Origin of the sequence: Streptomyces sp. LN549 (genome assembly GCF_043203805.1) — a bacterium.
GTDB lineage: Bacteria > Actinomycetota > Actinomycetes > Streptomycetales > Streptomycetaceae > Streptomyces.
The window spans coordinates 4,815,220-4,841,052 of record NZ_JAZHRI010000002.1 but is presented as its reverse complement, the minus strand read 5'-3'; the positions used below and the strand labels follow the sequence as shown (position 1 = coordinate 4,841,052).

Here is a 25,833-nt window from a genome sequence, read left to right as displayed (position 1 = left end):
TCCCGCATGTCCGCATACCACTGAACGCACTCAACAGCGGGACCGACACGCGGCGTTGTCCAACTGATGGAAGTCCGCCGGATAACGAACACGAACGCATCCCAGTCGGACAAGAACTGGTCAAAGAATTGTGAGGTAATTGTTGGTACACCGTCAAAGCTGGTCATTCGGTGGCACGCTCTCCGCTCGTAACCCCCCACGGAACGAGCAACGGAGAACGCATGACCCCCCACATGAACACCCGTCGCGCCGCAGCCCTGGCCGCCGTGGCCGCGATGGTCGTCGTCGGAGTGCAGACCGGTGCGGCGAACGCCGACCCGAACACCTCCGGTGACGGTCCCTCCGCTTCTCCCCGCACCACCGCACCCGCCTTCAACAGCGCCTCCGCACGCACGAGCGCCATCAAGTCGGCCCAGACCGAAGCCTCTTCGGCCGCCGGCTCGCTGGGACTCGGCGCCCAGGAGAAACTGATCGCCCGTGACGTGATCAAGGACGCCAACGGCACGGTCCACACCCGCTACGAGCGCACCTACGCCGGACTGCCCGTCCTCGGCGGCGACCTCGTCACCCACACCGCGAGCAACGGCAAGCTCAAGAGCGTCACCAAGGCGACCACGGCGAAGATATCCGTGCCGTCCACGACGCCGAAGATCAAGACGGTGGCGAGCGCCCGCAAGGTGATCTGGGCGCGCGGCTCCAAGCCCGTCCTCGCCTTCGAGACCGTGAAGACCGGCGTGCAGAAGGACGGCACCCCGAGCCGGCTGCACATCATCACGGACGCCACCACCGGCAAGCAGCTGCACAGCTACGAGGCCATCGAGACGGCCGGCGTCGGCAACAGCCAGTACAGCGGCAAGGTCGACCTCTCCACCACCGCCTCCGGTTCGGGCTTCGAGCTGACCGACGGCGACCGCGGCGGCCACAAGACGTACGACCTCAACCAGGGCGAGAGCGGCACCGGCGACCTCGTCACCGACGACGACGACACCTGGGGCGACGGCACCGGCGACGACCGCCAGACCGCCGCGGTCGACGCCCACTACGGCGCCGCGATGACCTGGGACTTCTACAAGTCGGCCCTCGGCCGCGACGGCATCGCCGGTGACGGCAAGGCCGCCTACTCCCGGGTCCACTACGGCGACGCCTACGTCAACGCCTTCTGGGACGACAGCTGCTTCTGCATGACCTACGGCGACGGCGCCGACAACAAGAGCGCCCTCACCGGCCTCGACGTCGCCGGCCACGAGATGAGCCACGGCCTGACCGCCGCCACCGCCAACCTCGACTACGCCGGAGAGTCCGGCGGCCTCAACGAGGCGACCAGCGACATCTTCGGCACCTCCGTGGAGTTCTTCGCCGACAACGCCACCGACGTCGGCGACTACCTCATCGGCGAGAAGATCGACATCAACGGTGACGGCACCCCGCTGCGTTACATGGACAAGCCCAGCAAGGACGGCGGCTCGGCCGACTACTGGGACAGCAGCGTCGGCGACCAGGACGTGCACTACTCGTCCGGTGTCGCCAACCACTTCTTCTACCTGCTGGCCGAGGGCAGCGGCGCGAAGACCATCAACGGCGTCGACTACGACTCCCCGACCTCCGACGGCTCCACCGTCACCGGCATCGGCCGGGACAAGGCCGTCCAGATCTGGTACAAGGCCCTCTCCGAGTACATGACGTCGACCACCGACTACGCGGCCGCCCGCGTCGCGACCGAGAAGGCGGCGACCGACCTGTACGGGGCGGACAGCGCCGAGCTGGCCTCGGTCAGCGCCGCCTGGACCGGCGTCAACGTGAAGTAGAGCCGGTCGGGTTCACACCCACCGCGTTGCCCCAGGAGCCGGTCAGCCGTCCGCGGCGGGCCGGCTCCTGCCGTACAGCCAGTCCTTCCACAGCTCCGACAGATCCTCCCCGGTCGCCTCCTCCACGTAGGCGGTGAAGTCCGCCGTCGAGGCGTTGCCGTGCCGATGGGCCTTCGCCCAGCCGGCGAGCAGCGCGAAGAACTCCTCGTCGTCGTCGACCACCTCGCGGATCTTGTGGATCACCATGGCCCCGCGCCCGTACACCGGCTGCTCCGAGATGTCCGCGGCGCTCGGCGGATCGGCGGGCGGGAACGCCCAGTTGTCCTCGTCCTCGTAGGCCTCGTCGAAGGAGTCCTGGGCCGGGGTGTCCTCCTTCTCCTCCTCCCACAGCCACTCCGCGTACGTCGCCATGCCCTCGTTGAGCCACATGTCACGCCAGGTCGCGGGCGTGACCGAGTCGCCGAACCACTGGTGCGCCATCTCGTGGACGAGCAGCCCGATACTCGGCGGGCCGGGGAAGAACGGCCGGTTCTGCGTCTCCAGCGCGTAGCCCGAGTCCCCGTCGCGGTCGACGATCGCGCCGGTGGCGGAGAACGGATACGGACCGAAGTGCGCGGCCTCCCACTTCACCACCTCGGGGACCCGGGCCAGCGTCCGCGCACTCGCCTTCGCCGACTCCGGGTCCACGGCGGTGAACACCGTGATGCCGCCCGCCATCGTGGACGTCCTGGTCGTGAAGCGGCCGACGGCCAGGGTCGCGAGGTAGCTCGCCATCGGTTCGGCGGTGTGCCAGCGGTAGGTGGTGCGGTCCCCCGCCGTCGTCGGCGGTCCGGCAGGCACCCCGTTGGAGACCGCCGTCAGCCCCTTGGGGACGGTCACCTTCAGGTCGTACGAAGCCTTGTCGCTCGGGTGGTGACTGCCCGGGAACCAGGCCATCGAGCCCGTCGGCTCACCGAGGGCGACCGCGCCGTCGTCGGTCGGCAGCCAGCCCTCCTCTGAGTCGTCCGCATCCGTGATGGTCCGCGGGGAGCCGGAGTAGCGGACGACGACCCGGAACGTCTCGCCCTTGTGGAGCCGGTCCTCGACCTCCGCGTCCGTACGCAGCGTCAGCTCGTTGCCCGCCCGGTTGACGGCGGCCGGACGCCCCTCCACCGTCGCCGAGTCCACGGTCAGACCGGCGAGGTCGAGGTTGAACGAGCTCAGGTCCTGAGTGGCCCGCGCGGTGATCTCGGCGGTCCCGCGCAGCGTCTGCTCGTCCGGATCGACGTCGAGCGTGAGGTCGTAGTGCGTGACGTCGTAGCCGCCGTTGCCGAGCTTCGGGAAGTACGGGTCACGCACACCGGAGGCCCCCGGCCTGCCCTCCACCCCGCCGGTCCCGGCGGTGCAGGCGGGGGCGAGGAGGGCGAGGGCGAGCAGCAGGGCGGCGGCCCCGGCCGCCCTGCGGGGTGTACGTGCCGGAGGTCGCTGATCCACACGGGTGATCCTATGTGCGGAATGTCGGGGCGCGGGGGGCGAACACGTCCGCCCCCGTACCTCTCGCCACCGCGGCGGCGAGCGCCGCCACCGTGCGGCGGGCGGTCACCGGGTGTCCCGGGTTTCCGGGGCGGCCCGCAGCAGTGCCGCGATCTCGGCGAACCCGCGGCGTTCCGCGTGCGCCAGGGCCGTGACTCCGTCACCGTCCGGCAGCCCGGGCGTCGCCCCGGCTGCCAGCAGCAGTTCGACGATCTCCTGGTGTGCCCGGCCGCCGTCGCCGAGGATCACCGCTTCCAGCAGGGCCGTCCAGCCCAGCCGGTTGACGTGGTCGACGTCGATGTCGGTGACCCGGAGCAGCTCCCGTACATAGGCGACGTGCCCCCGCTCGCTCGCCGGGATCAGCGCGATGCCGCCGAACCGGTTGCGGAGCTTCAGGTCCGGCCCGGCGGGCAGCAGGACATGGAGCATCTCGACGCTGCCGGTGACGCCCGTGGCCAGCCAGGGGCTCTCCTCGCGGCTGTCCTGCGCGTCCGGGTCCGCGCCCGCCCCGACGAGCAGCCGCGCGGCCTCCGCATGGCCGCCGTGGACGGCCAGGAGCAGCGGGGTGCGCAGCTCCTCGTCGCGGACGTCCACCCGGGCGCCGCCCACGACCGCGGACCGCACGGAATCGGTGTCGCCGGTGCGTGCGGCGTCGAGCAGCTGCTGATCGAGGGCGTTCATGTCCGTCTCCCGTGGGTGGTTACGACTACTCGGCTACTTCGCGAGGGCGGCGACGCCGGCCCGGGCGAACTTCTCGTCGAGGTCGCCGCTGGGCGCGCCGGCCACGCCGATGCCCGCCACCGGAGCACCCTTGACCTGCACCGGGGCGCCGCCCGCGAGGAACAGGGTGCCAGGGATGTCCTTCAGGTTCGGCGCCTGGGCGAGCCGCCCGGCCAGCTCGGAGGTGGGGGCGTTCCACGACACGGCGGTGTACGCCTTCTTCTCGGCCGACTCGTACGCCTGCGGGCCGGAGCCGTCGCCGCGCAGCGTCAGGATGGTGTTGCCGTTGCGGTCGACGACGGAGACGGCGACGCGCTGGTTCTCCTTCGCCGCGGCGTCGAGGGCGGCCTGCGCGGCCTTCGTGGCGGCGTCCACGGTCAGGTGCGTGGACTGCTGGAGGTTCCGGTTCGCGGTGTCCGCCTTGACGGTGGTGGCGGGCGAGGCGGCCGGGGAGGCGGCGTTCGCGGACATGGCACCGAAGGTGCCGGCTCCGAGAGCGGCGGCGGCGACGGCACCGGTCAGGACACGGGTGCGCAGCGACATCTTCTTCATGGTGAGCTCCTCAGCGGTGGCAGTGCGTGGTTCCTGCGTTCTGTGTTCCATCCTTGGACCGGTCCCGGGGCCGCACGGTCGTCGTACCGGCTCGACACCGCGCGCGGGACGGCTGACGGCCCCATCGGCCGATCGGTTGATGCGGGGGTGGCCGTTCGGGGTGACGATGAAATGTCCGCGCAGGTCAGCAGCGGTCCCCACGGACGGGGCCTTCGGTGAGGAGCAGGGGTACGAGGGTGGAGCAGCGAACCTCGTCGGTACCGGGCGCCGGCCTGGCCGACGCCCCCGGCACCCGCGCTCTGGCCCTGCTCATGCACGCGGCGTTCTTCCTGCTGCTGGGCGCCTCGCTGACCCGGTTCCTGCTGCGGCACCCGGGCGAGACGCGCACCCCGTGGATCATCGGCCTGTCCGTCGCCCTGGCCGCTCTGTACGTGCTCGGCCCGGTCCTCGGCTCCCGGCCGACACCGCGGAGCCTCGTCTGGCTCGGGGCGCTGGTCGCCGTGTGGATGGTGCTGGTCGTCCTCGCGCCGAGCTTCGCCTGGTGCGCGGTCCCGCTCTTCTACACCGGGCTGCGCATCCTGCCGCCGCGTGCCGCGCTCGCGCTCGTCGCGCTGCTGACGCTGTTCGTCGTCGCCGCGCAGCTGCGGCTGGCCGACGGCTTCGACCCGAACCTGATCCTCGCCCCGCCTGCCGTCGCCGCCGTCGCGACCGCCGTCTTCGTCCACATGCAGCGCCAGGCGGAACGCCAGGCCGAACTCATCGACGACCTGCTCCGCACCCGCCGCGAGCTGGCCGCCACCGAACGGCGCGAAGGCACCCTCGCCGAACGCCAACGGCTCTCGATGGAGATCCACGACACCCTGGCCCAGGGCCTGTCCAGCCAGCAGATGCTGCTCCAGGCCGCCGACCGCACCTGGGACGCCGACCCGGCGACGGCCCGCCGCCATGTCCGTACCGCCACCGGCATCGCCGAGCGCAACCTCGCCGAGGCCCGCCGCTTCGTCCACGACCTGGCCCCCGCCGACCTCGCCGAGGGCGGCGGCCTGGAGGCGGCGCTGCACGCCCTCGCCGCCCGCGAGACCGCGCAGGCCCAGGGCCGGTTCACCGTCCGCTGCCATGTCGAGGGCACACCGCACTCCGCCCTGCCCGACCGCGTGCAGTCCGCGCTGCTGCGGATCGCCCAGGGCGCCCTGGCCAACATCACCGAGCACGCCGGCGCCACCGAGGCCGCCCTGACCCTCACCCACCTCGACGACCGGACCGTCCTCGACATCGCCGACAACGGCCACGGCTTCACCCCCGCCACCGGCACCGGACCGCCGGGCGGCGTACGCGGCCACGGACTGCCCGCGATGCGCGCCCGGCTCCAGCAGCTCGGCGGCACCCTGACCATCGAGTCCGCACCCGGCGAGGGCACCGTGGTGACCGCCGCCGTGCCCCTCACCGACGCACCCGGCCTCCCCGGCGGGCCCCCCGGCCCCCTCACCCCACAGGACCCCGCATGACCGCCGCGCGCCCGCCCGTCCGGATCCTGCTGTGCGACGACCACGCGGTCGTACGCGCCGGACTCCTCGCCCTCCTCGGCAGCGAACCCGACATCGAGGTCGTCGGCGAGGCCGGCAGCGGTGAGGAAGCCGTCGCCCTGGCCGCCAGGCTGACCCCAGGCGTCGTCCTGATGGACCTCCAGCTGGGCGAGGGCATCGACGGCGTCGAGGCGACCCGCCGCATCGTGGCCGGCACCGCCGGCGCCCACGTCCTCGTCCTCACCACGTACGACACCGACGCCGACATCACCCGTGCCATCGAGGCGGGCGCCACCGGCTACCTGCTGAAGGCCGAACGCCCCGAGGAGCTCTTCGCCGCGATCCGCTCCGCCGCCGAGGGCCGCACCACCCTGTCCCCGCCCGTCGCCAGCCGTGTCATGGCCCGCATGCGCACCCCGCAGCCCACCCTCACCGACCGCGAACGCGACATCCTGGGCCAGCTCTCCCAGGGCCTCGGCAACCGCGACATCGCCCGCGCCCTGTTCATCAGCGAGGCCACCGTCAAGACCCACCTGGGCCGCATCTACGACAAACTCGGCGTCGACACCCGCGCAGGCGCCGTCTCCGTCGCCAAGGAGCAACGGCTCCTGCCCTGAGAACCCTGCGCCCGCCGGCCCCCGCATCCGCTGGTGCGGGACCGGCACGCCGGGCATGACACCATCGAACCGTGCTCGACATCGGCTACTCCCTCTCCCGACGCTTCCCCGATCCCCCGCAGACCGACTACCGCCGAGCGGACGTCCACGCCCTGCGCCACGATCTGTTCTCCGGGGACGTCTACCTCGCGGACACCAAGGAGGACCGCGAAGTATCCACAGCCTGGGGATGGGTGCCGGTGCTCGACTTCGCCTGGGCGCTGTGCGACATCGTCGAACAGATCGACCAGGACCCGCGCGGCAACCGCTCGCACCGCCGCCAGTTCGCCGAACTCGACTTCACCGAGTCCTCCGACCGCATGCTCTTCGAGCGCCGCTTCGGCTGGGTCGACGTCGAGGCCGACTGGATGCCCGCCGAGGAGGCGCCGCTCACCTTCAGCCACTCCCTGCTGCGCCGCGAGGCCCGCGACTTCCTGCACGACCTGATCGCCGACCTCGCCGACATGCACGAGGGGCTCGCCGACAACCCCGCGATCTGGGACCTCCAGGCCCGCTTCCCCCGCCTCTGACCGGGTCCGCCCCCGGCGCCCGGCCGTTCGCCCCGCCCCCGGCACACCCCGTCACGCCTCCACCCGCACCCCGATCTGCGCCGCGAACGCCGGAGCCAGCTCCATCAGCTGCACCGGGCTGATCACCGCACCGGCCAGCCGCTCCACGCCCCGCGCGATGTCCAGCTCGGCGACCGTCCGCAGATCCACCGACTCCATCCGCGCCGCGCTGAAATCGGCCCGCTTGAGCACACAGTCCCGGAACTCCACCCGGGTCAGCTGCGCATCCCCGAAATCCGGCTCCGACAGCACGCACCCCTCGAACACCACGTCCTTCAGCCGGGCCTTCCGCAGATTCAGGTAGTCGATCTTCCCGCCCCTGATCAGGACCCGCTCCAGCACCGAACCGTGCATCTGCACCCCGCCGAGGCGCGCGTCCACGATCTCCACGTCCCGCAACGACACCCCCGCGAGATCGGTGCCCACGCCCCGTACCCCCGTCAGCACCGAGTCGATGAACCGGGCCCTGACCAACTCCGTACGGTCCAGCGCGCAGCCGTCGAGAGCGCAGTCCATGAAACGCGCACCCGGACCGGACTCGTCCGCCAGGTCGACGGAGTCGAACCGCACGCTGTCGTAGTCCCCGTCCGGCTCCAGCCCGCCGCCCTCGTACGCCACCAACGGCGGCAGCCGCACCTCCGGCCGCCGCGCCCCGGAGACACCGCCCTTGCCGCCCCTGCCCGAACCGCCACCACTACCGCCGCTGCGCACCATGCCCCCATCGTGACGCACACCACTGACAATGCCCGCCGCCGATGTCACACCCGGGCCCCGCCGTCCGTCGCACAAGCAGACACACCTCCAACGAAGACGAAGGAGACCGGGACCATGCAGCGCATCCACGTCGTCGGCGGCGGCCTCGCCGGATTCACCGCAGCCATCACCGCAGCCGAATCCGGCGCCCTGGTAACCGTCCACGAGGCCCACCACACCCTCGGCGGCCGGGCCAGGACCGCCGATGGCCCCTACCGCACCAACGACGGCCCCCACGCCCTCTACCGCCACGGCCCCCACTGGACATGGCTCGACCGGCGCAACCTCCTCGGCCCCACCGCCACCCTGCCACCCCTCGAAGCCACCCGGCTCCGCTTCCGCCACCACGGCACCCTGCGCCGCACCCCGCCGCTCGCCGTCCTGCGCCTCAGCCGCCGCGACGCCGCCCACGCACCGGTCGACACCGACTTCCGCACCTGGGCCACCGCGCAGGTGGGCGAGGAGGGCGCCCGCGCCGCCGCGCACTACGCCGCCGTCGCGCTCTACCACCACGACCCCGGCAGCCTCTCCGCCGCCTTCGTCCAGGAACGGCTCCGCCGCGCAGGCGCCCTGCCGCCGGAGGCCCGCTACCCCGTCGGCGGCTGGGACCGGATCATCGACCGGATGGCATCCCGCGCCTGGAACCTCAGCGTCCGCATCGAGACCGCGTCCCGTATCGACGCAGCCGCCCTCGACACCCTCGCCCGCACCGGCCCCGTCATCGTCGCCACCTCCCTCGACGCCGCCCGCATCCTCCTCGGCGACCCCGCACTGACCTGGGCCTCCGGCCGCACGGCCCTCGTCGACCTCGCCCTGCGCACCCGCCGCGGCGACGCGTTCGCCGTCTCCGACCTCGACGCCCCCGGCTGGATCGAACGCTTCACGGCCCAGGACCGCACCCTCGCCCCCACCGGCGAACAACTCCTCCAAGGCCAGTTCCCCGTCGCCCCCGACGAGACCCGGGCCACCGGCACCACCCGCGCCGAGGACCTCCTCGACCTGGGCTTCCCCGGCTGGCGCGAGCGCACCGTATGGCGCCGCGACGCCCTCGCCTCCGGCCGCACCGGCGCCGTCGACCACCCCGGCACCACCTGGCGCGACCGCCCCGCCATCGACCGCGGCAACGGCATCTACCTCGCCGGAGACCAGGTCGCCGCCCCCGGCCTCCTCAGCGAGGTGTCCTTCAACAGCGGCATCGAAGCGGCCCTGCTCGCCCTCGGCACCACCACCCACCCCACCCCGTCCACCACTCCCCTTGACCTCAAGGGCGCTTGAGGAAGGAGGGTGGCAGGGTCACCGAGACCCAAGCCCGGGGAGCCCGCCATGCACGCCGTCCGCCTCCACACCTTCGGCCCCGCAGAGAACCTCACCTACGAACGCACCGACGACCCCGTCCCCGGCCCCGGCCAGGTCCGCATCGCCGTACGCGCCGCCGGCGTCCACCTCCTCGACACCGCCCTGCGCGAAGGCATGACCGGGCCGTACCCCGCCCCCGTCACCCTGCCGACCGTCCCCGGCCGCGAAGTCGCCGGCACCGTCGAGTCACTCGGCGAAGGCACCGACCCCGCCTGGCTCGGCCGGCACGTCGTCGCCCACATCGGCAACGCCCCCGGCGGCTACGCCGAACTCACCGTCACCGAAGCCGACAAGCTCCACCCCGTACCCGAAGGCCTCGACGACGCCGAAGCCGTCGCCATGATCGGCACCGGCCGCACCACCCTCGGCATCCTCGGCTTCACCCCGCTCGGCCCGGACTCCGTCGTCCTCGTCACCGCGGCCGCCGGAGGCATCGGCACCCTGCTCGTGCAGTACGCCAAGAACGCCGGGGCCACCGTCATCGGCCTCGCCGGCGGCCCCGCCAAGGTCGCCCTCGTCCACGCCAACGGAGCCGATCTCGCCGTCGACTACACCCTCCCCGACTGGCCGCGCCACGTCCGCCTGCACCTCGACACCCTCGGCCGGCGCGCCACCGTCGTGTACGACTCCGTCGGCTCCACCACCGCCCGCGCCGCCGTCGACCTCCTCGGCAAGGGCGGCCACCACGTCGTCTACGGCTGGTCCGGCAGCGGACTCCAGGACGGCGGCCCCCTCACCTTCACCGCCGACGAACTCGCCGCACGCGCCATCACGTCCGAGAGCGTCCTCGGCCCGGCCATGATCCAACGGGGCGGCGGCCTGCGCACCCTCGAAACCCGCGCACTCGCCGAAGCAGCGGCCGGACGGCTGCGCCCCGCCGTCCAGCGCTACCCACTCGCCGAAGCGGCCACCGCCCACCGCGCCATGGAAACCCGAGGCACGACCGGCAAGGTCGTCCTCATCCCCTGACCCCCGGACGTCAGTGGCCCAGCTCCGCCAACGCCCCGTCCGTCAGCCGGTACACCGTCCACTCGTCCTGCGGCCGCGCACCCAGCGACTCGTAGAAGGCGATGGACGGGGCGTTCCAGTCCAGCACCGACCACTCCAGACGCTCGTAACCACGCTCCACACAGATCCGCGCCAGCTCCGTGAGCAGCGCCTTCCCGTGCCCGCCACCGCGCCGTTCAGGACGCACGTACAGATCCTCCAGGTAGATCCCGTGCACCCCGCGCCACGTCGAGAAGTTCAGGAACCACAGCGCGAAACCGACGATCCCACCGTCCTCGTCCGACTCGGCGATGTGTGCGTAAGCGGCAGGACGATCACCGAACAGCGCCTCGTGCAGCTGCTCCTCAGTGGCCCTCGCCTCGTCCAGCGCCTTCTCGTAATCGGCCAGTTCACGGACCATCGCGTGGATGGCGGGCACGTCGGCAGCGGTAGCGGTACGAATCATGAGGGCAGCGTAAACAGCACCGCCCCGCCCCCCTGCCCCCGCCCCAGCAACCGCCGCGCCCCTCTACCCCCGTCCCAGCAACCGCCGCGCAACCTCGGCCTGCTCCGGCGCCAGCCGCCGCTCACCACTCGCGACACCCCAGCACGCGTTCTGCAGCACCCGCCCCAGCGTCCACGCCCGCGCCCGCCCCCGGTCCAGCCCCAGCACGTCCGTCAGCAGATCGAACCGCCGCCCCACCCCGGCCGCATCGAACCGGTCCACCAGCGCAGGCAACAACTCGAACCCCGGATCACCGGCCAACGGCTTCGGATCGATCGCCACCCACTGCCCACCCCGCCCGGCCAGCACATTCCCGAAGTGCAGATCCCAGTGCAGCAACCGGTCCCCCGGCTCCCCCGCCACCTCCCGCACCGCCGCCGCACAGTCCAGCACCAGCCGCCGCTCGCCCTCGTCCGCCAACGACCCCGCCGCCCCGGGCGCCGCCCCCACCATCCTCGCCGCCACGTCCCCCAGCCCCCGCAGACCGCACCCCTGCGGAACCCGCACCGCCGTCAGCCCCGCCAACAGCTCCGCGACGACCCGCACCGCCTCCCACACATCCGCCACCCCGGACAACGCACGATGCCCGTCCAGCCGCTCCAGCAGCATCGCTCCCGTCGCCGCGTCGTGCTCCAGCAGCTCCACCGCACCCGCCGACGCCCCACCCCACAGCCGCAGCGCGACCGGCTCCCCCACCGTCTCCTCGTCCACCGGCTGCAACTTCAGCACCGCCCGGCACCCATCCGCCTCCCGCACCACCGGAAGAACCAGCGCACACACCCCGTACAGGGCGTCGCCGTCACGCCGCAGCCCCCACCGCTCCAGAAAGTCCGCCGCCATCCCCGGCAGCGCCGCGACAAACGCCCGCCCCGCCTCACCGTTGTACCTGGACTGTGTGGCGATCAGCGCATCCGGAATGTCAATCACGCCGTCGATCCTAGGAGCGTGCGTCAATCGGCTATGACCCCGAGCCACCCCGCCCCGCCCACGCGGCCCCGCCCCGCGCCCGCCACGTGGATCCGCAGCGCCGGCTCATGGGTCCGCAGCGCCCCCGGCACCTACATCTGGCTGACCGTCCTCTTCGTCACCACGGTCATCGTCCACCAGATGTCACCCGCATTCGAAGAGGACTTCCTCCGCCAGCGCTCCACCAACATCCACGAACTCTCCCAGAACCCCGTCCGCGTCCTCATCAGCAGCGCCTTCTGGATCGACAGCGGAAAATGGCTCCCCTACGCCGTCCTCTACACCGTCTTCCACGCCCCCGCCGAACGCCGCCTCGGCACCCTGCGCTGGCTCACCGTCGCCGCCACCGCCCACGTCCTCGCCACCCTCGTCAGCGAAGGCGTCCTGGCCTGGGCCATCCAGCACGGCCACGCACCCGAAACCGCCGCCAACACCCTGGACGTGGGCGTCAGTTACGCCCTCGCCGGCGTCGTCGCCGTCCTCACCTACTACGTCGCCCGCCCCTGGCGGTACGTCTACCTCTTCGCCGTCCTCGTCATCTACGGCGTCCCCCTCGTCACCGGCGCCACCTTCACCGACGTCGGCCACTTCACCGCCGCACTCATCGGCCTCGCCTGCTACCCGCTGACACGCACCCACGACGAGACGAAACCCACCCCCTCCCAGTAACGTCCCGCCACAACAGCCACGCAGCCACCCGGACAAGCAGGGGCAACATGAACACCGTCAACGGCGGCATATCCTTCTGGTACGCGAACCAGGGCACCCCGATCCCCCGCGAACCCCTGCCCGGCGACAGCACCGCCGACGTCTGCATCGTCGGCGGCGGATACACCGGGCTCTGGACGGCGTACTACCTCAAGAAGGCCGTCCCCTTCCTCAACATCACCGTCCTCGAAGCGAAGTTCTGCGGATACGGCGCCTCCGGACGCAACGGCGGCTGGCTCTACAACGGCATCGCCGGCCGCGACCGCTACGCGAGACTCCACGGCCACGACGCCGCCGTCCGCCTCCAGCAGGCGATGAACGACACCGTCGACGAGGTCATCCGCGTCGCCGCCGAGGAGAAGATCGACGCCGACATCCACCGGGGCGGCGTCCTCGAAGTGGCCTACACCCCGGCCCAGCTCGCCCGCCTCAAGGACTTCCACACCGTCGAGATCGCCTTCGGCGAGACCGACCGCACCCTGCACGGCGCCCGCGAGACCGCCGAACGCATCCGCGTCAACGGCGCCGTCGGCTCCACCTGGACCCCGCACGGCGCCCGCCTGCACCCCGCGAAACTGGTCACCGGCCTCGCCGACGCCGTGGAGGCGCTCGGTGTCACGATCCACGAGTCGACCCCCGTCACCGAGATCAGGCCCAAGCACGCCGTCACCCCCTACGGCACCGTCCGCGCCCCCTACGTCCTGCGCTGCACCGAGGGCTTCACCGCCGGCCTCAAGGGCCAGAAGCGCACCTGGCTCCCGATGAACTCCTCGATGATCGTCACCGAGCCCCTGCCCGCCTCCGTCTGGGACACCATCGGCTGGAACGGCCGAGAAACCCTCGGCGACATGGCCCACGCCTACATGTACGCCCAGCGCACCGCCGACGACCGCATCGCACTCGGCGGCCGCGGCGTCCCGTACCGCTACGGCTCCGCCACCGACAATGACGGACGCACCCAGCCCGCCACCATCGAGGCCCTGCGCGAACTCCTGATCCGCCTCTTCCCCACCACCGCCGGCACCCGCATCGCCCACGCCTGGTCCGGCGTCCTCGGCGTCCCCCGCGACTGGTGCGCCACCGTGACCCTCGACCGCTCCACCGGCCTCGGCTGGGCCGGCGGCTACGTCGGCTCAGGCGTCGCCACCACCAACCTCGCAGCCCGCACCCTGCGCGACCTCATCCAGCAGGACTCCGGCCAGTCCGGCCCCACCGAACTCACCGCCCTCCCCTGGGTCAACCACCGCGTCCGCCGCTGGGAGCCGGAACCCCTCCGCTGGCTCGGCGTCCACGGCATGTACGCCGCCTACCGCGCCGCCGACCGCCGCGAACTCACCTCTCCGCGCCCCGGCACGGACCCGATCGCGAAGATGGCGGACCGGCTGTCGGGGAGGCACTGACCGCCCGACACCGGCGCCGCGCGAATGAATGTCGAGGTCCGTGCGGGTGAGTGAGCGCCGTCGGGTACCCGTCGGCGACGAGGCGGCCGGTACAACGCGGGGGTGATCAGGACGCCGACGGGCCGGCGAGGACGGCATCGCCTCCCGCACCCCGCCCGGCACTTGATCCCCGTCCCGGAGTGCCGGCGCCCGACGGCTCGGCACCCCGGAACGGACGCTGTTCCTGTCTGTTCCGTACCGCTGAAGGGTGTTCGAGATGAGCCGAGGCTTGATCGTCGTGGACGTGCAGAACGACTTCTGTGAGGGAGGCAGCGTCCCCGTCGCGGGCGGCGCACAGATCGCCACCGCCATCGCGGAGCTGGTGGAGCGAACCGCGGGTGGCGACTACCAGCACGTCGTCGCGACCCGGGACCACCACGTCGACCCCGGAAGCCACTTCTCCGAGAACCCCGACTACAAGAACAGCTTCCCCGTCCACTGCGTGGCAGGAAACGAGGGCGGCGAATTCCACCCGCACTTCGCCCCCACCGCCACCGGCGGCAAGGTGGACGCCGTCTTCTTCAAGGGCGCCCACAGCGCCTCCAAGAGCGGCTTCGAAGGCGCCGACGAACAGGGCACACCCCTGGCGGACTGGCTGCGCGCCCGTGGGGTGGAAGACGTCGACGTGGTGGGCATCGCCACCGACCACTGCGTGCGCGCGACCGCTCTGGACGCCGTCAAGGCCGGGTTCCGCGCCCGGGTGCTCCTGGACTACTCGGTCGGCGTCGCCCCTGACACCACGGCGTCGACCCTGCTCGACTTCCACGAGGCAGGCGTCGCCGTCTCCGGCGAGACGCCCGTACTGCGCTAGCGGCGCTCCCGCCGACGGGGCGCAGCCTGCTGCGCCCCGTACAGGCGATCACGTCGTCAACCAAAAACCCCAGGCCGGCAGTGCGCCGACCTGGGAGTTGAGCCCCCTATCGGATTCGAACCGATGACCTACGCATTACAAGTGCGTTGCTCTGGCCAGCTGAGCTAAGGAGGCAGCGCGCACGCCGGCCGAACCCGACCCACGCGCGCGAGTCCTCACTCTACACAGCGCTCCACTCACCCATCCACGAGCTTTTTCGCCCTGCCCGCACCGGCCCTGCGCCTGGGACCGCTTCCCGGCCGCACCCGGCCCAGCCAGGCCCCACCAGGAGATATTCCTCCCCAGAGAACTACTGACAGATCCGAAATCGCCAGGTAGCGTCGCTGATGGTTCACCCAGGTGGACCAGACCACTCCCTTTACAACGGATCGTCCGGCACGTTCCTGCCGGTTGAGGAGAAGATTCAGCATGGCCAGTGTCACGTTCGACAAGGCGTCCCGCGTCTACCCCGGCTCCACGAAGCCGGCCGTCGACCAGCTCGAGATCGACATCGCGGACGGTGAGTTCCTCGTCCTCGTCGGCCCCTCCGGTTGTGGCAAGTCGACCTCCCTGCGCATGCTCGCGGGTCTCGAGGACGTCAACGGCGGCGCCATCCGCATCGGTGACCGCGACGTCACGCACCTGCCGCCGAAGGACCGGGACATCGCGATGGTGTTCCAGAACTACGCGCTCTACCCGCACATGTCCGTCGCGGACAACATGGGCTTCGCGCTGAAGATCGCCGGTATCAACAAGACCGAGATCCGCGCGAAGGTCGAAGAGGCCGCCAAGATGCTGGACCTCACCGACTACCTGGACCGCAAGCCCAAGGCGCTCTCCGGTGGTCAGCGTCAGCGTGTGGCGATGGGCCGCGCGATCGTGCGTGAGCCGCAGGTCTTCCTCATGGACGAGCCGCTGTCGAACCTCGACGCCAAGCTCCGCGTCTCCACCCGTACGCAGATCGCCTCGCTCCAGCGCCGTCTGGGCATCACGACCGTGTACGTCACGCACGACCAGGTCGAGGCCCTGACCATGGGTGACCGTGTCGCGGTCCTCAAGGACGGTCTCCTCCAGCAGGTCGACTCGCCGCGCAACATGTACGACCGCCCGGCGAACCTCTTCGTGGCCGGCTTCATCGGCTCCCCGGCCATGAACCTGGTCGAGGTCCCGATCACCGACGGTGGCGTGAAGTTCGGCAACAGCGTCGTCCCGGTCTCCCGCGAGGCGCTCACCGCCGCCGCGGACCGCGGTGACCGCACCGTCACGGTCGGCATCCGTCCCGAGCACTTCGACATCGTCGAGCACGGCGGCGCCGCCGCGAAGTCCCTCACCAAGGACTCCGCCGACGCCCCGGCCGGCCTGGCCGTCTCGGTCAACGTCGTCGAGGAGCTCGGCGCCGACGGCTTCGTCTACGGCGCTGCCGAGGTCGGTGGCGAGCACAAGGACCTGGTCGTCCGCGTCGGCGGCCGTGCCGTCCCGGAGAAGGGCACCAAGCTCCACGTCGTGCCGCGCCCGGACGAGCTGCACGTCTTCGCGACGTCGACCGGTGAGCGCCTCACCGGCTGATCCCGCACACGCTGTACGACGGCCCCGCACGTTCTCCGTGCGGGGCCGTCGCGCGTTCCGGGAACGCGACCCGGGAACGCGTTCCGAGGTTTGGTCGGGCGGTGGAAAATTCCCCGGCACAACGGTCATTTCGCTCCGCGCCGTCAACACGGGATTCGAAAAGCACACTCGAACCATCCCTCGCCCGAGTGACGTAATGTCGCCGAATCATCACTGGCCGCTACGCTCGCTGCGTGACCCACACCGCGCGCCGTATCGGCCGAACTCTCGCTTTCGTACTGCCTGTCGTCATGGTCCTGTCCGGGACCCTCGCGGTCACCGCCGTGCCGTGGGCAGCTCACAACTCCGACTCGACGATGCTCACCGCGTCGGCCCAGACCGTCTCCAAGCGCACCAAGGCGCGTGCCCCGCAGGACATCCTGCGCGACAAGCTCCTGCTGGAACTCCAGGAGAAGGACCCCGGTGTCGCGTTGACGGATCTCCAGCGGGCCGTCGAGGGGCGTCCGTCGCTCGCGCGGCACTGCATGTCGATCGCGAAGGCGCTGGGCAAGGCCGCAGTCGAGCACTACGGCCCGACCCGTGCGCACCGTTTCTCGCGGCCCGTCTGCGACACGTCCTTCGCCTCGGGTGTCGCGCAGTTCAGCTGACCGCTCCCGTCCGGGCACGGCATATCGTGCCTGACATGCATACGTTTCCGACGCAGGCCGTGATCCTGGCGGGTGGCCAGGGGTCGCGGCTGCGCCCGTACACCGATGACCGCCCCAAGCCGATGGTCGAGATCCCGGGCACCGGGACGCCGATCATCGGCCATCAGCTTGCCTGGCTGGCCGCCGAGGGCGTGACCGATGCCGTGGTGTCGTGCGGGCATCTCGCCGAGGTGCTGCAGGAGTGGCTGGACGCTGCGGTGCTGCCGTTGCGGGTCACGACGGTGGTGGAGTCCGAGCCGCTGGGCCGCGGTGGCGGGCTGAAGTACGCGGCGGCCCGGCTGCCCGGTCCGGAGCAGCCCTGGTACGCGACCAACGGCGATATCTGGACCCGTTTCTCGTTGCGTGAGATGGCCGCGTTCCATGCGGAGCGTGATGCGACCGCGACGCTGGCGCTGGCTCGTCCGCGCATTCCGTGGGGTGCGGTGGAGACCGATGCGTTCGGGCACATCACGGACTTCATCGAGTCTCCCCCGTCCCCGTATCTGATCAACGCGGGGGTGTACGTGTTCTCTCCGGCGTTCACGGGGATGCTGCCGGACCGGGGCGACCATGAGCGGACGACGTTCCCGAGGCTGGCGCGCGAGCGCAGGCTGGCCGGTTATCCGTTGCCTCACGGGGCGTACTGGCGGGCCATCGACACGGCGAAGGACCTGACGGAGGCGGCGAAGGAGCTGGACGGGCAGTAGGTCCCCTCCCCCGTTCGTACGCGTCACCGCGCCAGGCCGAAGTCACCGCGCCACGCCGAAGGGGCGGGCACCGGATTCGTTTCCGGTGCCCGCCCCTTCGGCGTGCCAGGGCTTGGCGTGGTGGGTGTCAGCCGAGGAGGCCGCCGATGGGGTTGCGGCCGCCGCCACCGCCGGTGGTGCCGCCCGTGGAGCCGGTGCCGGGGTCCGTGCCGCCGGTGGTGGAGCCGCCGGTGGCGGAGCCGCCGGTGGGGCCGGAGGAGCTGGGGCCGGAGCTGCTGCCGGCCGGGGGCTGTTGCGGGGCGGTCTGCTGCGGGGTGCTGCGGCCGGTGCCCTGGGTCTGGCTGGGCTGTCCGGCTCCGGCCGCCTGGCCGGACTCGCGGACGCTGTCGGCGGTGGGGGTGGAGGGCTGGGCGGACGGGGTGCGGGGAGCGGTGCTGCGGGAGGGGGTGGGGCTCTGTCCGGTGGGGGTGTGGGAGGCCTTGCCGCTGCGGGACTTGTCGGGGAGCGGGGAGCCGGGGAGCTGGTTGGTCGGGACGCCGTTGGGGCCGGGGACGGTGACGACCTCGGTGGAGCGGACGGCGCCGCCGAGCACGGATCCGATGAGGAGGGTGAGGCCGACGACGACGGTGGCGACGACGGCGCCTCGGCGCAGGACCCGGCGGCGGAGGTCCCAGATCTCGGAGCGGGGTCCGAGCTTGCGCCAGGCTTCGCCGGCGAGGCGTCCGTCGACGGAGTAGACGGGGGCACCCGCGATGACCAGGGGGCTCCAGGCGGCGAGGTAGATGATGTCGGGTGCGTCGTAGGCGGCGACGGTGCGCCAGCTGACGGTGACCAGGAGGGCGGCGGACAGGAGGGCGCCGAAGGAGGCGGCGACGCGCTGCCAGAGGCCGAGGACGGTGAGGACGCCGACGACGACCTGGAGGAAGGCGATGGTGAGTCCGGCGCCGACGGGGTGGGAGAGCGCGAAGTCGCGGAGGGGTTCCGCGAGTGCCCAGGGGTGGAGCGAGTTCAGCCACTTGACCATGGAGCCGCGGTCGCCGCCGTCGAAGTAGACGGGGTCGCAGAGTTTGCCCATGCCGGCGTAGATGGAGATGAAGCCGAGGAAGACGCGCATGGGGAGCAGGACGACGCCGAGGTTCATGCGGCGGCCGGGGTAGTACGCGTGCCGGACGCTGTCGGCGCCCTGGCGCCGGTCGCGGGAGTCGGTGACGTCGTCGGCGTCGTAGGTGTCCCGGCCGTATCCGTCCCGGCCGTATCCGTCCCGGTCGTGTCCGTCCGTGTCGTACGGGCCTGGCTCGACGGGGTCGTAGGCGCCGACGGCCTGGCGCATGGGTGGCAGCAGCGGGCCGCCGGGGCGGCGGGGCTGGTGCGGTGCGGTGATGACGGGGTTGGGCTGGGTCTCTTCGAGGCGCGGGACGACCTGGGTGCCGGAGCCGCCGCGTCCGCCGTCGAACTCGTAGGCCGCATAGGGCTCGTACGGGTCGTAGGCGGTGCCGGGCCGGCCCGCGGTGGAGTTCCGTACGGCCTGGAGGAGTCCGCTGGCGCCGGGGTCGCCGGGGGCGGACTTGCCGCTCCACACGACGGGGGCGCGTCGGCCGCGTCCGGCTCCGCTGCCGCTCATGGCGGGGATCCTGGGCGCTCCGGCCGGGGCCACGCCGCGGAGCCGTGCGCGCTGGCCGGGGGCGAGCTGCACCCGGAAGCTGGCGTGGTTGACGATGACCTGCGCAGGGTCGCAGTCCACCTTGGTCATGCTCAGGGCGGGTTGTTCGTCGAACCGAGGCGTTCTGGTGTCCACACTCATCTAACCGAGTGATGTGTGTTTAGGACACTGCCTTGACGGTGTCGAAGTGTCCGAGGCCCGTCAACAGGTGGTGGCGGGGTGCGCCGGGGCGTGCGTGTGCCCGGATGCGCCCCCGGGTGGGGTCGTGCCGGGGCGGCGTCCGGCGGAGGTGTCCTCCGTCGGCCGCCGCCCGTGCGGGTGGTCCTTCGGGCCGGGCGCGGGGCCGTGGGCCGGTGCGGATCAGGCGCGGCGGCGCGCGACCTCGTACATCACGATGCCGGCGGCGACGCCGGCGTTGAGGGACTCGGCGCCGCCCGGCATGGAGATGCGGACGCGGTAGTCGCAGGTCTCGCCGACGAGGCGGCCGAGGCCCTTGCCCTCGCTGCCGATGACGATGACGACGGGGCCGCCGAGTGCTTCGAGGTCCTCGACGGTGTGCTCGCCGTCGGCGGCGAGGCCGACGATCGCGATGCCTTCCTTCTTGTACGCCTCCAGCGCACGGGTCAGGTTGGTGACGCGGGAGACGGGCGTGCGGGCGGCGGTGCCGGCGGAGGACTTCCAGGCTCCGGCGGTCATGCCGGCGGCGCGGCGCTCGGGCACGACGACGCCGTGGCCGCCGAAGGCGGAGACGGAGCGGACGATGGCGCCGAGGTTGCGGGGGTCGGTGACGCCGTCGAGGGCGACGATGAGGGGGTCCTCGCCGTTGTCGTAGGCGGCGGCGGTGAGGTCCTGCGGGTCCGCGTACTCGTAGGGCGGGACCTGGAGGACGAGGCCCTGGTGGTTGAGGCCGTTCGTCATGCGGTCGAGCTCGGGGCGCGGAGCTTCCATCAGGTTGATGTTGCCGCGTTCGCCGGCGAGCTGGAGGGCCTCGCGGACGCGCTCGTCGTTGTCGATGTACTGCTGGACGTACAGGGTGGTGGCGGGCACGCCGTCGCGCAGGGCCTCGAAGACCGGGTTGCGGCCGACGACCATTTCGGAGGTGCCCTTGACGCCGCCGCGACGGGGCGCGGGGCGGCGGTTGGCGGCCTGCTTGGCCTTGGCGGTCGCGATGCGGTTCTTCTTGTGCTTCTTGCGCGCTTCGGCGGGCGGCGTCGGTCCCTTGCCTTCGAGACCACGGCGACGCTGGCCACCGCTGCCGACCTGCATGCCCTTCTTGTTGGACGTGCGGCGGTTCTTGCGCTGGCTGTTCCCGGCCATGACCTACCTGTTTCGTTGCTTCAGACGTGCGTACGTATAAGTGAAAGTGTGCCGCCCGGCGGGCCGGGCGGCACATGGGAGGACTACTGGCGCGGGCCGAGTGTCCACCTTGGTCCGGTGGGGCTGTCCTCGATGACGAGCCCGGACTGGTTGAGCTGGTCGCGAATGGCGTCGGCCGAAGCCCAGTCCTTGCGGTCGCGTGCGGACTGGCGCTGGTCGAGGACGAGGCGTACGAGAGTGTCGACGACGCCGTGGAGGTCGTCGCCGCGGTCGCTCTCGCCGCCGGCCCAGTGGTCGTCGAGCGGATCGAGGCCGAGGACACCGAGCATGGCACGGACCTCGGCGAGGCGTGCGACCGCGGCTTCCTTGTCGTCGGCGGCGAGGGCGGAGTTGCCCTGGCGGACCGTGGTGTGGACGATCGCGAGGGCCTGCGGGACGCCCAGGTCGTCGTCCATCGCCTCGGCGAAGGCGGGCGGCACCTCGGCGGCGGGGGCGACGGTCTCGCCGGCCTTCTCGGTGACGCGCTGGACGAAGCCCTCGATGCGCGCGAACGCGGATTCGGCCTCGCGCAGGGCCTCCTCGCTGTACTCGATCATCGACCGGTAGTGCGGGGCGCCGAGGTAGTAGCGCAGCACGATGGGACGCCAGGCCTTGACCATCTCGCTGACGAGGACGGAGTTGCCGAGCGACTTGGACATCTTCTCGCCGGACATGGTGACCCAGCCGTTGTGCACCCAGTACTTCGCGAAGTCGTCGCCGTAGCCCTTGGCCTGGGCGATCTCGTTCTCGTGGTGCGGGAAGATCAGGTCGATGCCGCCGCCGTGGATGTCGAAGGCGGTGCCGAGGTACTTGTGCGCCATGGCGGAGCATTCGATGTGCCAGCCGGGGCGGCCGCGGCCCCAGGGGGTCTCCCAGCTGGGCTCGCCGGGCCTGGACGCCTTCCACATGGCGAAGTCGCGCTGGTCGCGCTTGCCGGTCTCGCCTTCGCCGGAGGGCTGGCGCAGGTCGTCGAGGTCCTGGTTGGACAGCTCCAGGTAGCCGGGGAACGAGCGGACGTCGAAGTAGACGTTGCCGTCGGCCGCGTAGGCGTGCCCGCGCTCGATGAGGCCGCGCATCATCTCGATCATCTCGGTGATGTGACCGGTGGCGCGGGGCTCGTAGGTGGGCGGCAGGCAGCCGAGGGCGTCGTAGCCGTCGTTGAAGACGCGCTCGTTCTCGTAGCCGATGGCCCACCAGGGACGGCCCTGTTCGGCCGACTTCCTGATGATCTTGTCGTCGATGTCGGTGACGTTCCGGACGAACGTCACGTCGTAGCCGCGGTGGGCGAACCAGCGGCGCATGATGTCGAAGTTCAGTCCGGACCTGATGTGCCCGATGTGCGGGGCGGCCTGGACAGTAGCGCCACAGAGGTAGATCGAGACGCAGCCCGCTGTGAGCGGGACGAAGTCACGGATCTGCCGGGCGCTGGTGTCGTACAGGCGAATAGTCACGTCTCAAGGGTAGTGGGCGCGCACCAGTGCCCCGCGACCCGTTGGGGGATTGCTTGGACAGTTGTTACGGCTCCGGGCGGGCCGGAGCCGTGACCGGTGATCGTCCGGGGGTGTTCAGAGGCGTCCGACGACCTTGCGCGGCGTGATCCGGACGACGACGCGCGGGTCGTCGTCGGCGGATGCGGGGTTGAAGTCGGCGTACTTCTTGCCGGTGTACTTCAGGGACAGTTCGTCTATGAGTTCCTGGCCGCCCTCGGTGGTGAGGGTGGCGGTGCCGCGGATCTCGGCGTAGGTGTACGGGGCGTCGAAGGGCTGGACGACGACGGAGACGCGGGGGTCGCGGGCGAGGTTCTGCTCCTTGCGGCGGCCGGTGGTGGTGGAGATCAGTACGTCGTCGCCGTCCCGCTTCACCCAGACCGGGGACACCTGGGGGCTCCCGTCGGGCTGGATGGTGGCCACGGTGACGAAGACCGGGGTGTCGAGCAGCGCCTTGAGTCCATCGGAGAGTGCGGCGGTCATGGCGTACGTCCTCCTGAACGGGTCGGTGGTACCTCTACACCTACCCCAATCCCGCCTCCCGCGGCCCGCTTCCCGTCCATGCTCACCGGAAGGGTCAGTGCCAGGGCGGCTCCGGCGAGAGGCACGGCGGCGAGTGCGGCCCACCGGACGGCGGCGGGGGCGTCGAGCAGGGCGCCGGTGGCGGCGCTGCCACCGAGCACGGCGAGGCCGGAGACGGAGGAGAGCGCCCCGGTGGCGAGGCCCAGGTGCCGGTCGTCGACGAGGTCGGGTACGAGGCCGCGGGCGGCGGGCACCAGGAGCATCTGGCCGAGGGTGAGGAGGAGCACGAGGGCGGCCGGGGGCAGCAGTCCGGCGGGGCCCGCGGGGGTCAGGGGTACGGCGGCGAACGCGGCGGCGACGGTGGTGAGGCCGGTGACGAGGGCGGTGCGCGGCGCGAGCCGGTGGGCGGACCAGCGGGTCAGGGGCAGCTGTGCGCAGACGACGAGCAGCGAGGAGAGGGCGAAGAGCCAGCCGAGGGCGGCCTGGGATCCGGTGGCGCGCTGCACCTCGGCGGGCAGGGAGAGGTAGAGCTGGTTGTAGGCGACGAGGTAGCTGCTGTAGGCGAGGCAGAGCAGCAGGAACGGGCGGTTGGTGAGGATCCGCCGCATCGGGCGTCGGCGTCCGCCCGTTCGGGTGACGGGGGCGCGGTGCGGCATGAGCCGGGCGTGTCCGGCAAGGACGCCGACGAAGACGAGAGCGCCGGCGAGGCAGGCGGCCCGGAAGCCGGCGTCGAGGAGGAGGAGGAGCAGGGAGCCGAGGAGGGGGCCGAGGAAGGCGCCGGCCTGTCCGGCGGCGGAGAAGGCGGCGAGGACCTGGGCGCGCGGGGTGCCGGTGCGCTGTTCGTGCCGGACGGCCTCGCGGGCGGTCTCGGACTCCACGGCGGGTGAGAAGAGCGCGGCGGCGAATCCGGTGAGCAGGACGGCGCCGATGACGGTGGCGGTGGAATCGGCGAAGGCCAGCCAACCGAAGCCCGCGATGCGCAGGGCGCAGCCGGCGAGGACGACGGGCCGGGGTCCGTAGCGGTCGGTGAGGGCGCCGCCGATGACGAAGAGGCCCTGTTGGCTGAAGGTACGGAGGCCGAGGACGAGTCCGACGAGCCAGCCGGTCATGCCGAGGCCGGTCCCGAGGTGGGTGGCGAGGTAGGGCAGGACTGCGTAGAAGCCGGTGTTGAAGGCGAACTGGGTGGTGGTGAGGAGGCGGAGGTAGGGGGTGGTGGCGGTCATGCGCGGGTTTTCCGGGGGCGCCTGCCGCGTAGGGCCGCTGTGGTGAGGGCGGCCAGGGCGCCGAGGACGGCGAGGGCGGTGGCGGGGGCGAGGACGGACCACGGGGCGCGTTCGGCGTAGGGGAGGTTTTCGGAGAGCATGCGCCCCCATTCGGGTGAGGGGGGTTCGGTGCCGAGGCCGAGGAAGCCGAGGGAGGCGAGGGCCAGGGCGATGGCGGGGATGCGCAGGGCGGCGTGGCGGACGACGGGGGGCAGGACGCCGGGCAGGAGGTGGCGGCGCATCAGGTGGAGTCGTCCGGCGCCGAGTACGCGGGCGGCGGCGAGGTGCGGGGCGGCGCGTTCCTGGGCGTACAGGGCGGCGGTGTGGGCGGCGAGGGGCGCCCAGGCGACGGCGGTGACGGCGGCTGCGGCGTTCCAGGGGCCGGGGCCCGCGATGCCGGCGACGACGAGGCCGGTGAGGATCGCGGGCAGGGCGTTGGCGGTCTCGGTGAGCGCTCCGGCGCGTACGGCTCCGAGGGCGAGGCCGAGCAGCAGGGTGGCGGCGGACACGGCGACTGCGGTCAGGACGGTGCGGGCGGCTCCGTGTCCGAGGCGGGCGAGGATGTCGCGGCCGAGGGAGTCCGTGCCGAAGGGGTGGGCGGTGGAGGGCCCGGCGAGGCGGGCGGCCGCGTCGACGTGGAGCGGGTCGCGCAGGAGTCCGGCGACGGTCACGGCGGCGAACAGGGCGGCGAGGAGGAGGGCGCCGGTGAGGAGGGCGGGGCGCGCGCGGACGGTGGGCGGGACGAGTGCGGGCAGGGCGCCGTCGTCGAGGGCGGGGCCGAGCAGGGTTCGGGAGCCGAGGCGGGCGGCCAGTCCCGCGGCGGTGCCGAGGAGCAGCAGGATCAGGACGCAGGCCTGGAGGACGGGGAGGTCCTGGGCGAGCGCGGCGGACAGGGCGGTGCCCCCGAGACCGGGGATGGCGTACAGGGTCTCTACCGCGACGGCTCCGCCGGTGAGGCCGACGACGATCAGGCCGAGCTGGGGCAGCAGGCCGGGCAGGGTGCGGCGCAGGGCGTGCCGGGCGGTGCGGTGTCCGGGCATGCCGGCCGCGGTGGCTGCGCGGGCCCAGGGTTCGGCGAACGCGGCGGGCAGTGCGTCGTCCAGGAGACGGCCGAGGAGCGCGCCGGCGGGGATGCCCATGGCGAGCGCGGGCAGCACGGTCTGCTCGGGGGCGCCCCAGCCGAGTGCGGGCAGCCAGTCCAGCCGGACGGCGACGACCGCGGCGAGGACGGCGGCGATCAGGAACTCGGGGAGGGCGGCGAGGACGGCGGCGCCGGTGCCCGCCCCGGCGGTGACGATCCGGCTGCGCGCCCCACGTCGCAGGGTGCGTGCGACGAGGGCAGCGGCGACCAGGAGGGCGACGACGAGCGAGACGCCCATGAGGGTCAGGGAGACCCCGAGGGCGGATATCGCGTCGGGGGCGACGGGCTGCCCGGAGACCCAGGAGGTGCCGAGGTCGGCGCGCAGGAGTCCGCCGAGCCAGTCGCCGAGGACGTGGAGGGGCCCGCCGTCGAGGCCGGTCTCGGCGCGGATGGCGTCGAGGGTCTCGGCGGTGGGCGGCCGGTCGGCGTAGCGGGCGTGCAGGATCGTGAGGGCGGGGTCGGTGCGGGTCAGCCGGGGCAGCAGTCCGATGACGGCGACGACCGCGAGGAGCGCGGCGAGCCGGCCGGCGAGGTGCTTCACCCGG

24 protein-coding genes and 1 tRNA gene are annotated in these 25,833 nt (G+C 72.2%); 12 read left to right on the top strand and 13 right to left on the bottom strand.

Annotation, left to right across the window (positions count from 1 at the left end; translation table 11 throughout):
• Nucleotides 1-221 precede the first annotated feature (221 nt).
• Nucleotides 222-1,805, top strand: a complete 1,584-nt coding sequence (locus tag SH922_RS21905) for a M4 family metallopeptidase (protein WP_393059589.1) — start codon at nt 222-224, stop codon at nt 1,803-1,805.
• Between the two features lie 42 nt (nt 1,806-1,847).
• On the opposite strand, the gene SH922_RS21900 is transcribed toward SH922_RS21905, so the two are convergent.
• The 3 genes from SH922_RS21900 to SH922_RS21890 form a co-directional block, all read right to left on the bottom strand.
• Complete coding sequence (locus SH922_RS21900) at nt 1,848-3,278, bottom strand: M1 family metallopeptidase (RefSeq protein WP_393059588.1); 1,431 nt, start codon at nt 3,276-3,278, stop codon at nt 1,848-1,850.
• Between the two features lie 105 nt (nt 3,279-3,383).
• The gene (locus SH922_RS21895) at nt 3,384-3,998 is read right to left on the bottom strand and encodes an ankyrin repeat domain-containing protein (protein WP_393059587.1); all 615 of its coding nucleotides are present in this window, start codon (nt 3,996-3,998) and stop codon (nt 3,384-3,386) included.
• Nucleotides 3,999-4,031: 33 nt separating this feature from the next.
• Complete coding sequence (locus tag SH922_RS21890) at nt 4,032-4,589, bottom strand: heme-binding protein (protein ID WP_393059586.1); 558 nt, start codon at nt 4,587-4,589, stop codon at nt 4,032-4,034.
• Between the two features lie 236 nt (nt 4,590-4,825).
• On the opposite strand from SH922_RS21890, the gene SH922_RS21885 reads away from it, so the two are divergent.
• From SH922_RS21885 to SH922_RS21875, 3 genes are all read left to right on the top strand, one after another.
• Entirely contained in the window at nt 4,826-6,094 is a 1,269-nt protein-coding gene (locus tag SH922_RS21885; RefSeq protein WP_393059585.1) for a sensor histidine kinase, read from the top strand.
• Complete coding sequence (locus tag SH922_RS21880; RefSeq protein ID WP_393059584.1) at nt 6,091-6,729, top strand: response regulator; 639 nt, start codon at nt 6,091-6,093, stop codon at nt 6,727-6,729. The genes SH922_RS21885 and SH922_RS21880 overlap by 4 nt, the downstream gene beginning before the upstream one ends.
• 71 nt (nt 6,730-6,800) lie before the next feature.
• Nucleotides 6,801-7,298 (top strand): hypothetical protein, encoded by a 498-nt coding sequence (locus tag SH922_RS21875; protein ID WP_393059583.1) that lies wholly within the window; start codon nt 6,801-6,803, stop codon nt 7,296-7,298.
• Between the two features lie 51 nt (nt 7,299-7,349).
• On the opposite strand, the gene SH922_RS21870 is transcribed toward SH922_RS21875, so the two are convergent.
• Entirely contained in the window at nt 7,350-8,051 is a 702-nt protein-coding gene (locus SH922_RS21870; protein ID WP_393059582.1) for a pentapeptide repeat-containing protein, read from the bottom strand.
• Nucleotides 8,052-8,165: 114 nt separating this feature from the next.
• Here SH922_RS21870 and SH922_RS21865 point away from each other — a divergent pair, with 114 nt between their 5' ends.
• Together SH922_RS21865 and SH922_RS21860 are read left to right on the top strand one after the other, a co-directional pair.
• The gene (locus SH922_RS21865; protein WP_393059581.1) at nt 8,166-9,365 is read left to right on the top strand and encodes an NAD(P)-binding protein; all 1,200 of its coding nucleotides are present in this window, start codon (nt 8,166-8,168) and stop codon (nt 9,363-9,365) included.
• A gap of 48 nt (nt 9,366-9,413) precedes the next feature.
• Nucleotides 9,414-10,415: a zinc-binding dehydrogenase gene (locus SH922_RS21860; protein WP_393059580.1), complete on the top strand. Its 1,002-nt coding sequence runs from the start codon at nt 9,414-9,416 to the stop codon at nt 10,413-10,415.
• A 10-nt stretch (nt 10,416-10,425) separates the two neighbouring features.
• On the opposite strand, the gene SH922_RS21855 is transcribed toward SH922_RS21860, so the two are convergent.
• Nucleotides 10,426-10,899 carry a GNAT family N-acetyltransferase gene (locus tag SH922_RS21855; RefSeq protein WP_393059579.1) on the bottom strand — a complete coding sequence of 158 codons (474 nt, stop codon included), beginning with the start codon at nt 10,897-10,899 and terminating at the stop codon, nt 10,426-10,428.
• Nucleotides 10,900-10,962: 63 nt separating this feature from the next.
• Nucleotides 10,963-11,865, bottom strand: a complete 903-nt coding sequence (locus SH922_RS21850) for an aminoglycoside phosphotransferase family protein (RefSeq protein ID WP_393059578.1) — start codon at nt 11,863-11,865, stop codon at nt 10,963-10,965.
• A 33-nt stretch (nt 11,866-11,898) separates the two neighbouring features.
• On the opposite strand from SH922_RS21850, the gene SH922_RS21845 reads away from it, so the two are divergent.
• The 3 genes from SH922_RS21845 (at nt 11,899) to SH922_RS21835 (ending at nt 14,862) form a co-directional block, all read left to right on the top strand.
• A complete protein-coding gene (locus SH922_RS21845) occupies nt 11,899-12,573 on the top strand; it encodes a rhomboid-like protein (protein ID WP_393063649.1) in 675 nt (224 codons plus the stop codon).
• A 47-nt stretch (nt 12,574-12,620) separates the two neighbouring features.
• On the top strand, nt 12,621-14,012 hold the full coding sequence (locus SH922_RS21840) for an NAD(P)/FAD-dependent oxidoreductase (protein WP_393059577.1): 1,392 nt from the start codon (nt 12,621-12,623) through the stop codon (nt 14,010-14,012).
• Nucleotides 14,013-14,268: 256 nt separating this feature from the next.
• The gene (locus SH922_RS21835) at nt 14,269-14,862 is read left to right on the top strand and encodes an isochorismatase family protein (RefSeq protein WP_393059576.1); all 594 of its coding nucleotides are present in this window, start codon (nt 14,269-14,271) and stop codon (nt 14,860-14,862) included.
• A 100-nt stretch (nt 14,863-14,962) separates the two neighbouring features.
• Here SH922_RS21835 and SH922_RS21830 read toward each other — a convergent pair.
• Nucleotides 14,963-15,036 (bottom strand) — tRNA-Thr (locus tag SH922_RS21830).
• 294 nt (nt 15,037-15,330) lie between these two features.
• On the opposite strand from SH922_RS21830, the gene SH922_RS21825 reads away from it, so the two are divergent.
• The 3 genes from SH922_RS21825 to SH922_RS21815 all read left to right on the top strand — a co-directional run bounded on the left by SH922_RS21825 (nt 15,331) and on the right by SH922_RS21815 (nt 17,860).
• On the top strand, nt 15,331-16,467 hold the full coding sequence (locus tag SH922_RS21825) for an ABC transporter ATP-binding protein (RefSeq protein ID WP_393059575.1): 1,137 nt from the start codon (nt 15,331-15,333) through the stop codon (nt 16,465-16,467).
• A 233-nt stretch (nt 16,468-16,700) separates the two neighbouring features.
• The gene (locus tag SH922_RS21820) at nt 16,701-17,114 is read left to right on the top strand and encodes a hypothetical protein (RefSeq protein WP_393059574.1); all 414 of its coding nucleotides are present in this window, start codon (nt 16,701-16,703) and stop codon (nt 17,112-17,114) included.
• Nucleotides 17,115-17,149: 35 nt separating this feature from the next.
• Nucleotides 17,150-17,860 carry an NDP-sugar synthase gene (locus SH922_RS21815; RefSeq protein WP_393059573.1) on the top strand — a complete coding sequence of 237 codons (711 nt, stop codon included), beginning with the start codon at nt 17,150-17,152 and terminating at the stop codon, nt 17,858-17,860.
• 127 nt (nt 17,861-17,987) lie between these two features.
• On the opposite strand, the gene SH922_RS21810 is transcribed toward SH922_RS21815, so the two are convergent.
• The 6 genes from SH922_RS21810 to SH922_RS21785 form a co-directional block, all read right to left on the bottom strand.
• A complete protein-coding gene (locus SH922_RS21810; RefSeq protein WP_393059572.1) occupies nt 17,988-19,661 on the bottom strand; it encodes a DoxX family membrane protein in 1,674 nt (557 codons plus the stop codon).
• Between the two features lie 219 nt (nt 19,662-19,880).
• Nucleotides 19,881-20,837, bottom strand: coding sequence for a 23S rRNA (guanosine(2251)-2'-O)-methyltransferase RlmB (gene rlmB, locus SH922_RS21805; protein WP_393059571.1), 957 nt, complete (start codon nt 20,835-20,837; stop codon nt 19,881-19,883).
• Nucleotides 20,838-20,920: 83 nt separating this feature from the next.
• Nucleotides 20,921-22,327: a cysteine--tRNA ligase gene (gene cysS, locus SH922_RS21800; protein ID WP_393059570.1), complete on the bottom strand. Its 1,407-nt coding sequence runs from the start codon at nt 22,325-22,327 to the stop codon at nt 20,921-20,923.
• Nucleotides 22,328-22,441: 114 nt separating this feature from the next.
• A complete protein-coding gene (locus tag SH922_RS21795; protein WP_393059569.1) occupies nt 22,442-22,846 on the bottom strand; it encodes a PPOX class F420-dependent oxidoreductase in 405 nt (134 codons plus the stop codon).
• On the bottom strand, nt 22,843-24,108 hold the full coding sequence (locus SH922_RS21790; RefSeq protein ID WP_393059568.1) for an MFS transporter: 1,266 nt from the start codon (nt 24,106-24,108) through the stop codon (nt 22,843-22,845). Before SH922_RS21790 ends, SH922_RS21795 begins: the two co-directional genes overlap by 4 nt.
• Nucleotides 24,105-25,829, bottom strand: a complete 1,725-nt coding sequence (locus SH922_RS21785) for an ABC transporter permease subunit (protein ID WP_393059567.1) — start codon at nt 25,827-25,829, stop codon at nt 24,105-24,107. Before SH922_RS21785 ends, SH922_RS21790 begins: the two co-directional genes overlap by 4 nt.
• Between the last annotated feature and the right edge of the window lie 4 nt (nt 25,830-25,833).

Coding starts and splice junctions, on each gene's coding strand:
- SH922_RS21870 (WP_393059582.1), bottom strand. CDS start 8,051: ATGGTGCGCAGCGGCGGTAGTGGTGGCGGTTCGGGCAGGGGCGGCAAG.
- SH922_RS21810 (WP_393059572.1), bottom strand. CDS start 19,661: ATGAGTGTGGACACCAGAACGCCTCGGTTCGACGAACAACCCGCCCTG.
- SH922_RS21865 (WP_393059581.1), top strand. CDS start 8,166: ATGCAGCGCATCCACGTCGTCGGCGGCGGCCTCGCCGGATTCACCGCA.
- SH922_RS21895 (WP_393059587.1), bottom strand. CDS start 3,998: ATGAACGCCCTCGATCAGCAGCTGCTCGACGCCGCACGCACCGGCGAC.
- SH922_RS21855 (WP_393059579.1), bottom strand. CDS start 10,899: ATGATTCGTACCGCTACCGCTGCCGACGTGCCCGCCATCCACGCGATG.
- SH922_RS21845 (WP_393063649.1), top strand. CDS start 11,899: ATGACCCCGAGCCACCCCGCCCCGCCCACGCGGCCCCGCCCCGCGCCC.
- SH922_RS21835 (WP_393059576.1), top strand. CDS start 14,269: ATGAGCCGAGGCTTGATCGTCGTGGACGTGCAGAACGACTTCTGTGAG.
- SH922_RS21860 (WP_393059580.1), top strand. CDS start 9,414: ATGCACGCCGTCCGCCTCCACACCTTCGGCCCCGCAGAGAACCTCACC.
- SH922_RS21795 (WP_393059569.1), bottom strand. CDS start 22,846: ATGACCGCCGCACTCTCCGATGGACTCAAGGCGCTGCTCGACACCCCG.
- SH922_RS21825 (WP_393059575.1), top strand. CDS start 15,331: ATGGCCAGTGTCACGTTCGACAAGGCGTCCCGCGTCTACCCCGGCTCC.
- SH922_RS21890 (WP_393059586.1), bottom strand. CDS start 4,589: ATGAAGAAGATGTCGCTGCGCACCCGTGTCCTGACCGGTGCCGTCGCC.
- rlmB (WP_393059571.1), bottom strand. CDS start 20,837: ATGGCCGGGAACAGCCAGCGCAAGAACCGCCGCACGTCCAACAAGAAG.
- SH922_RS21880 (WP_393059584.1), top strand. CDS start 6,091: ATGACCGCCGCGCGCCCGCCCGTCCGGATCCTGCTGTGCGACGACCAC.
- SH922_RS21815 (WP_393059573.1), top strand. CDS start 17,150: ATGCATACGTTTCCGACGCAGGCCGTGATCCTGGCGGGTGGCCAGGGG.
- SH922_RS21790 (WP_393059568.1), bottom strand. CDS start 24,108: ATGACCGCCACCACCCCCTACCTCCGCCTCCTCACCACCACCCAGTTC.
- SH922_RS21905 (WP_393059589.1), top strand. CDS start 222: ATGACCCCCCACATGAACACCCGTCGCGCCGCAGCCCTGGCCGCCGTG.
- SH922_RS21840 (WP_393059577.1), top strand. CDS start 12,621: ATGAACACCGTCAACGGCGGCATATCCTTCTGGTACGCGAACCAGGGC.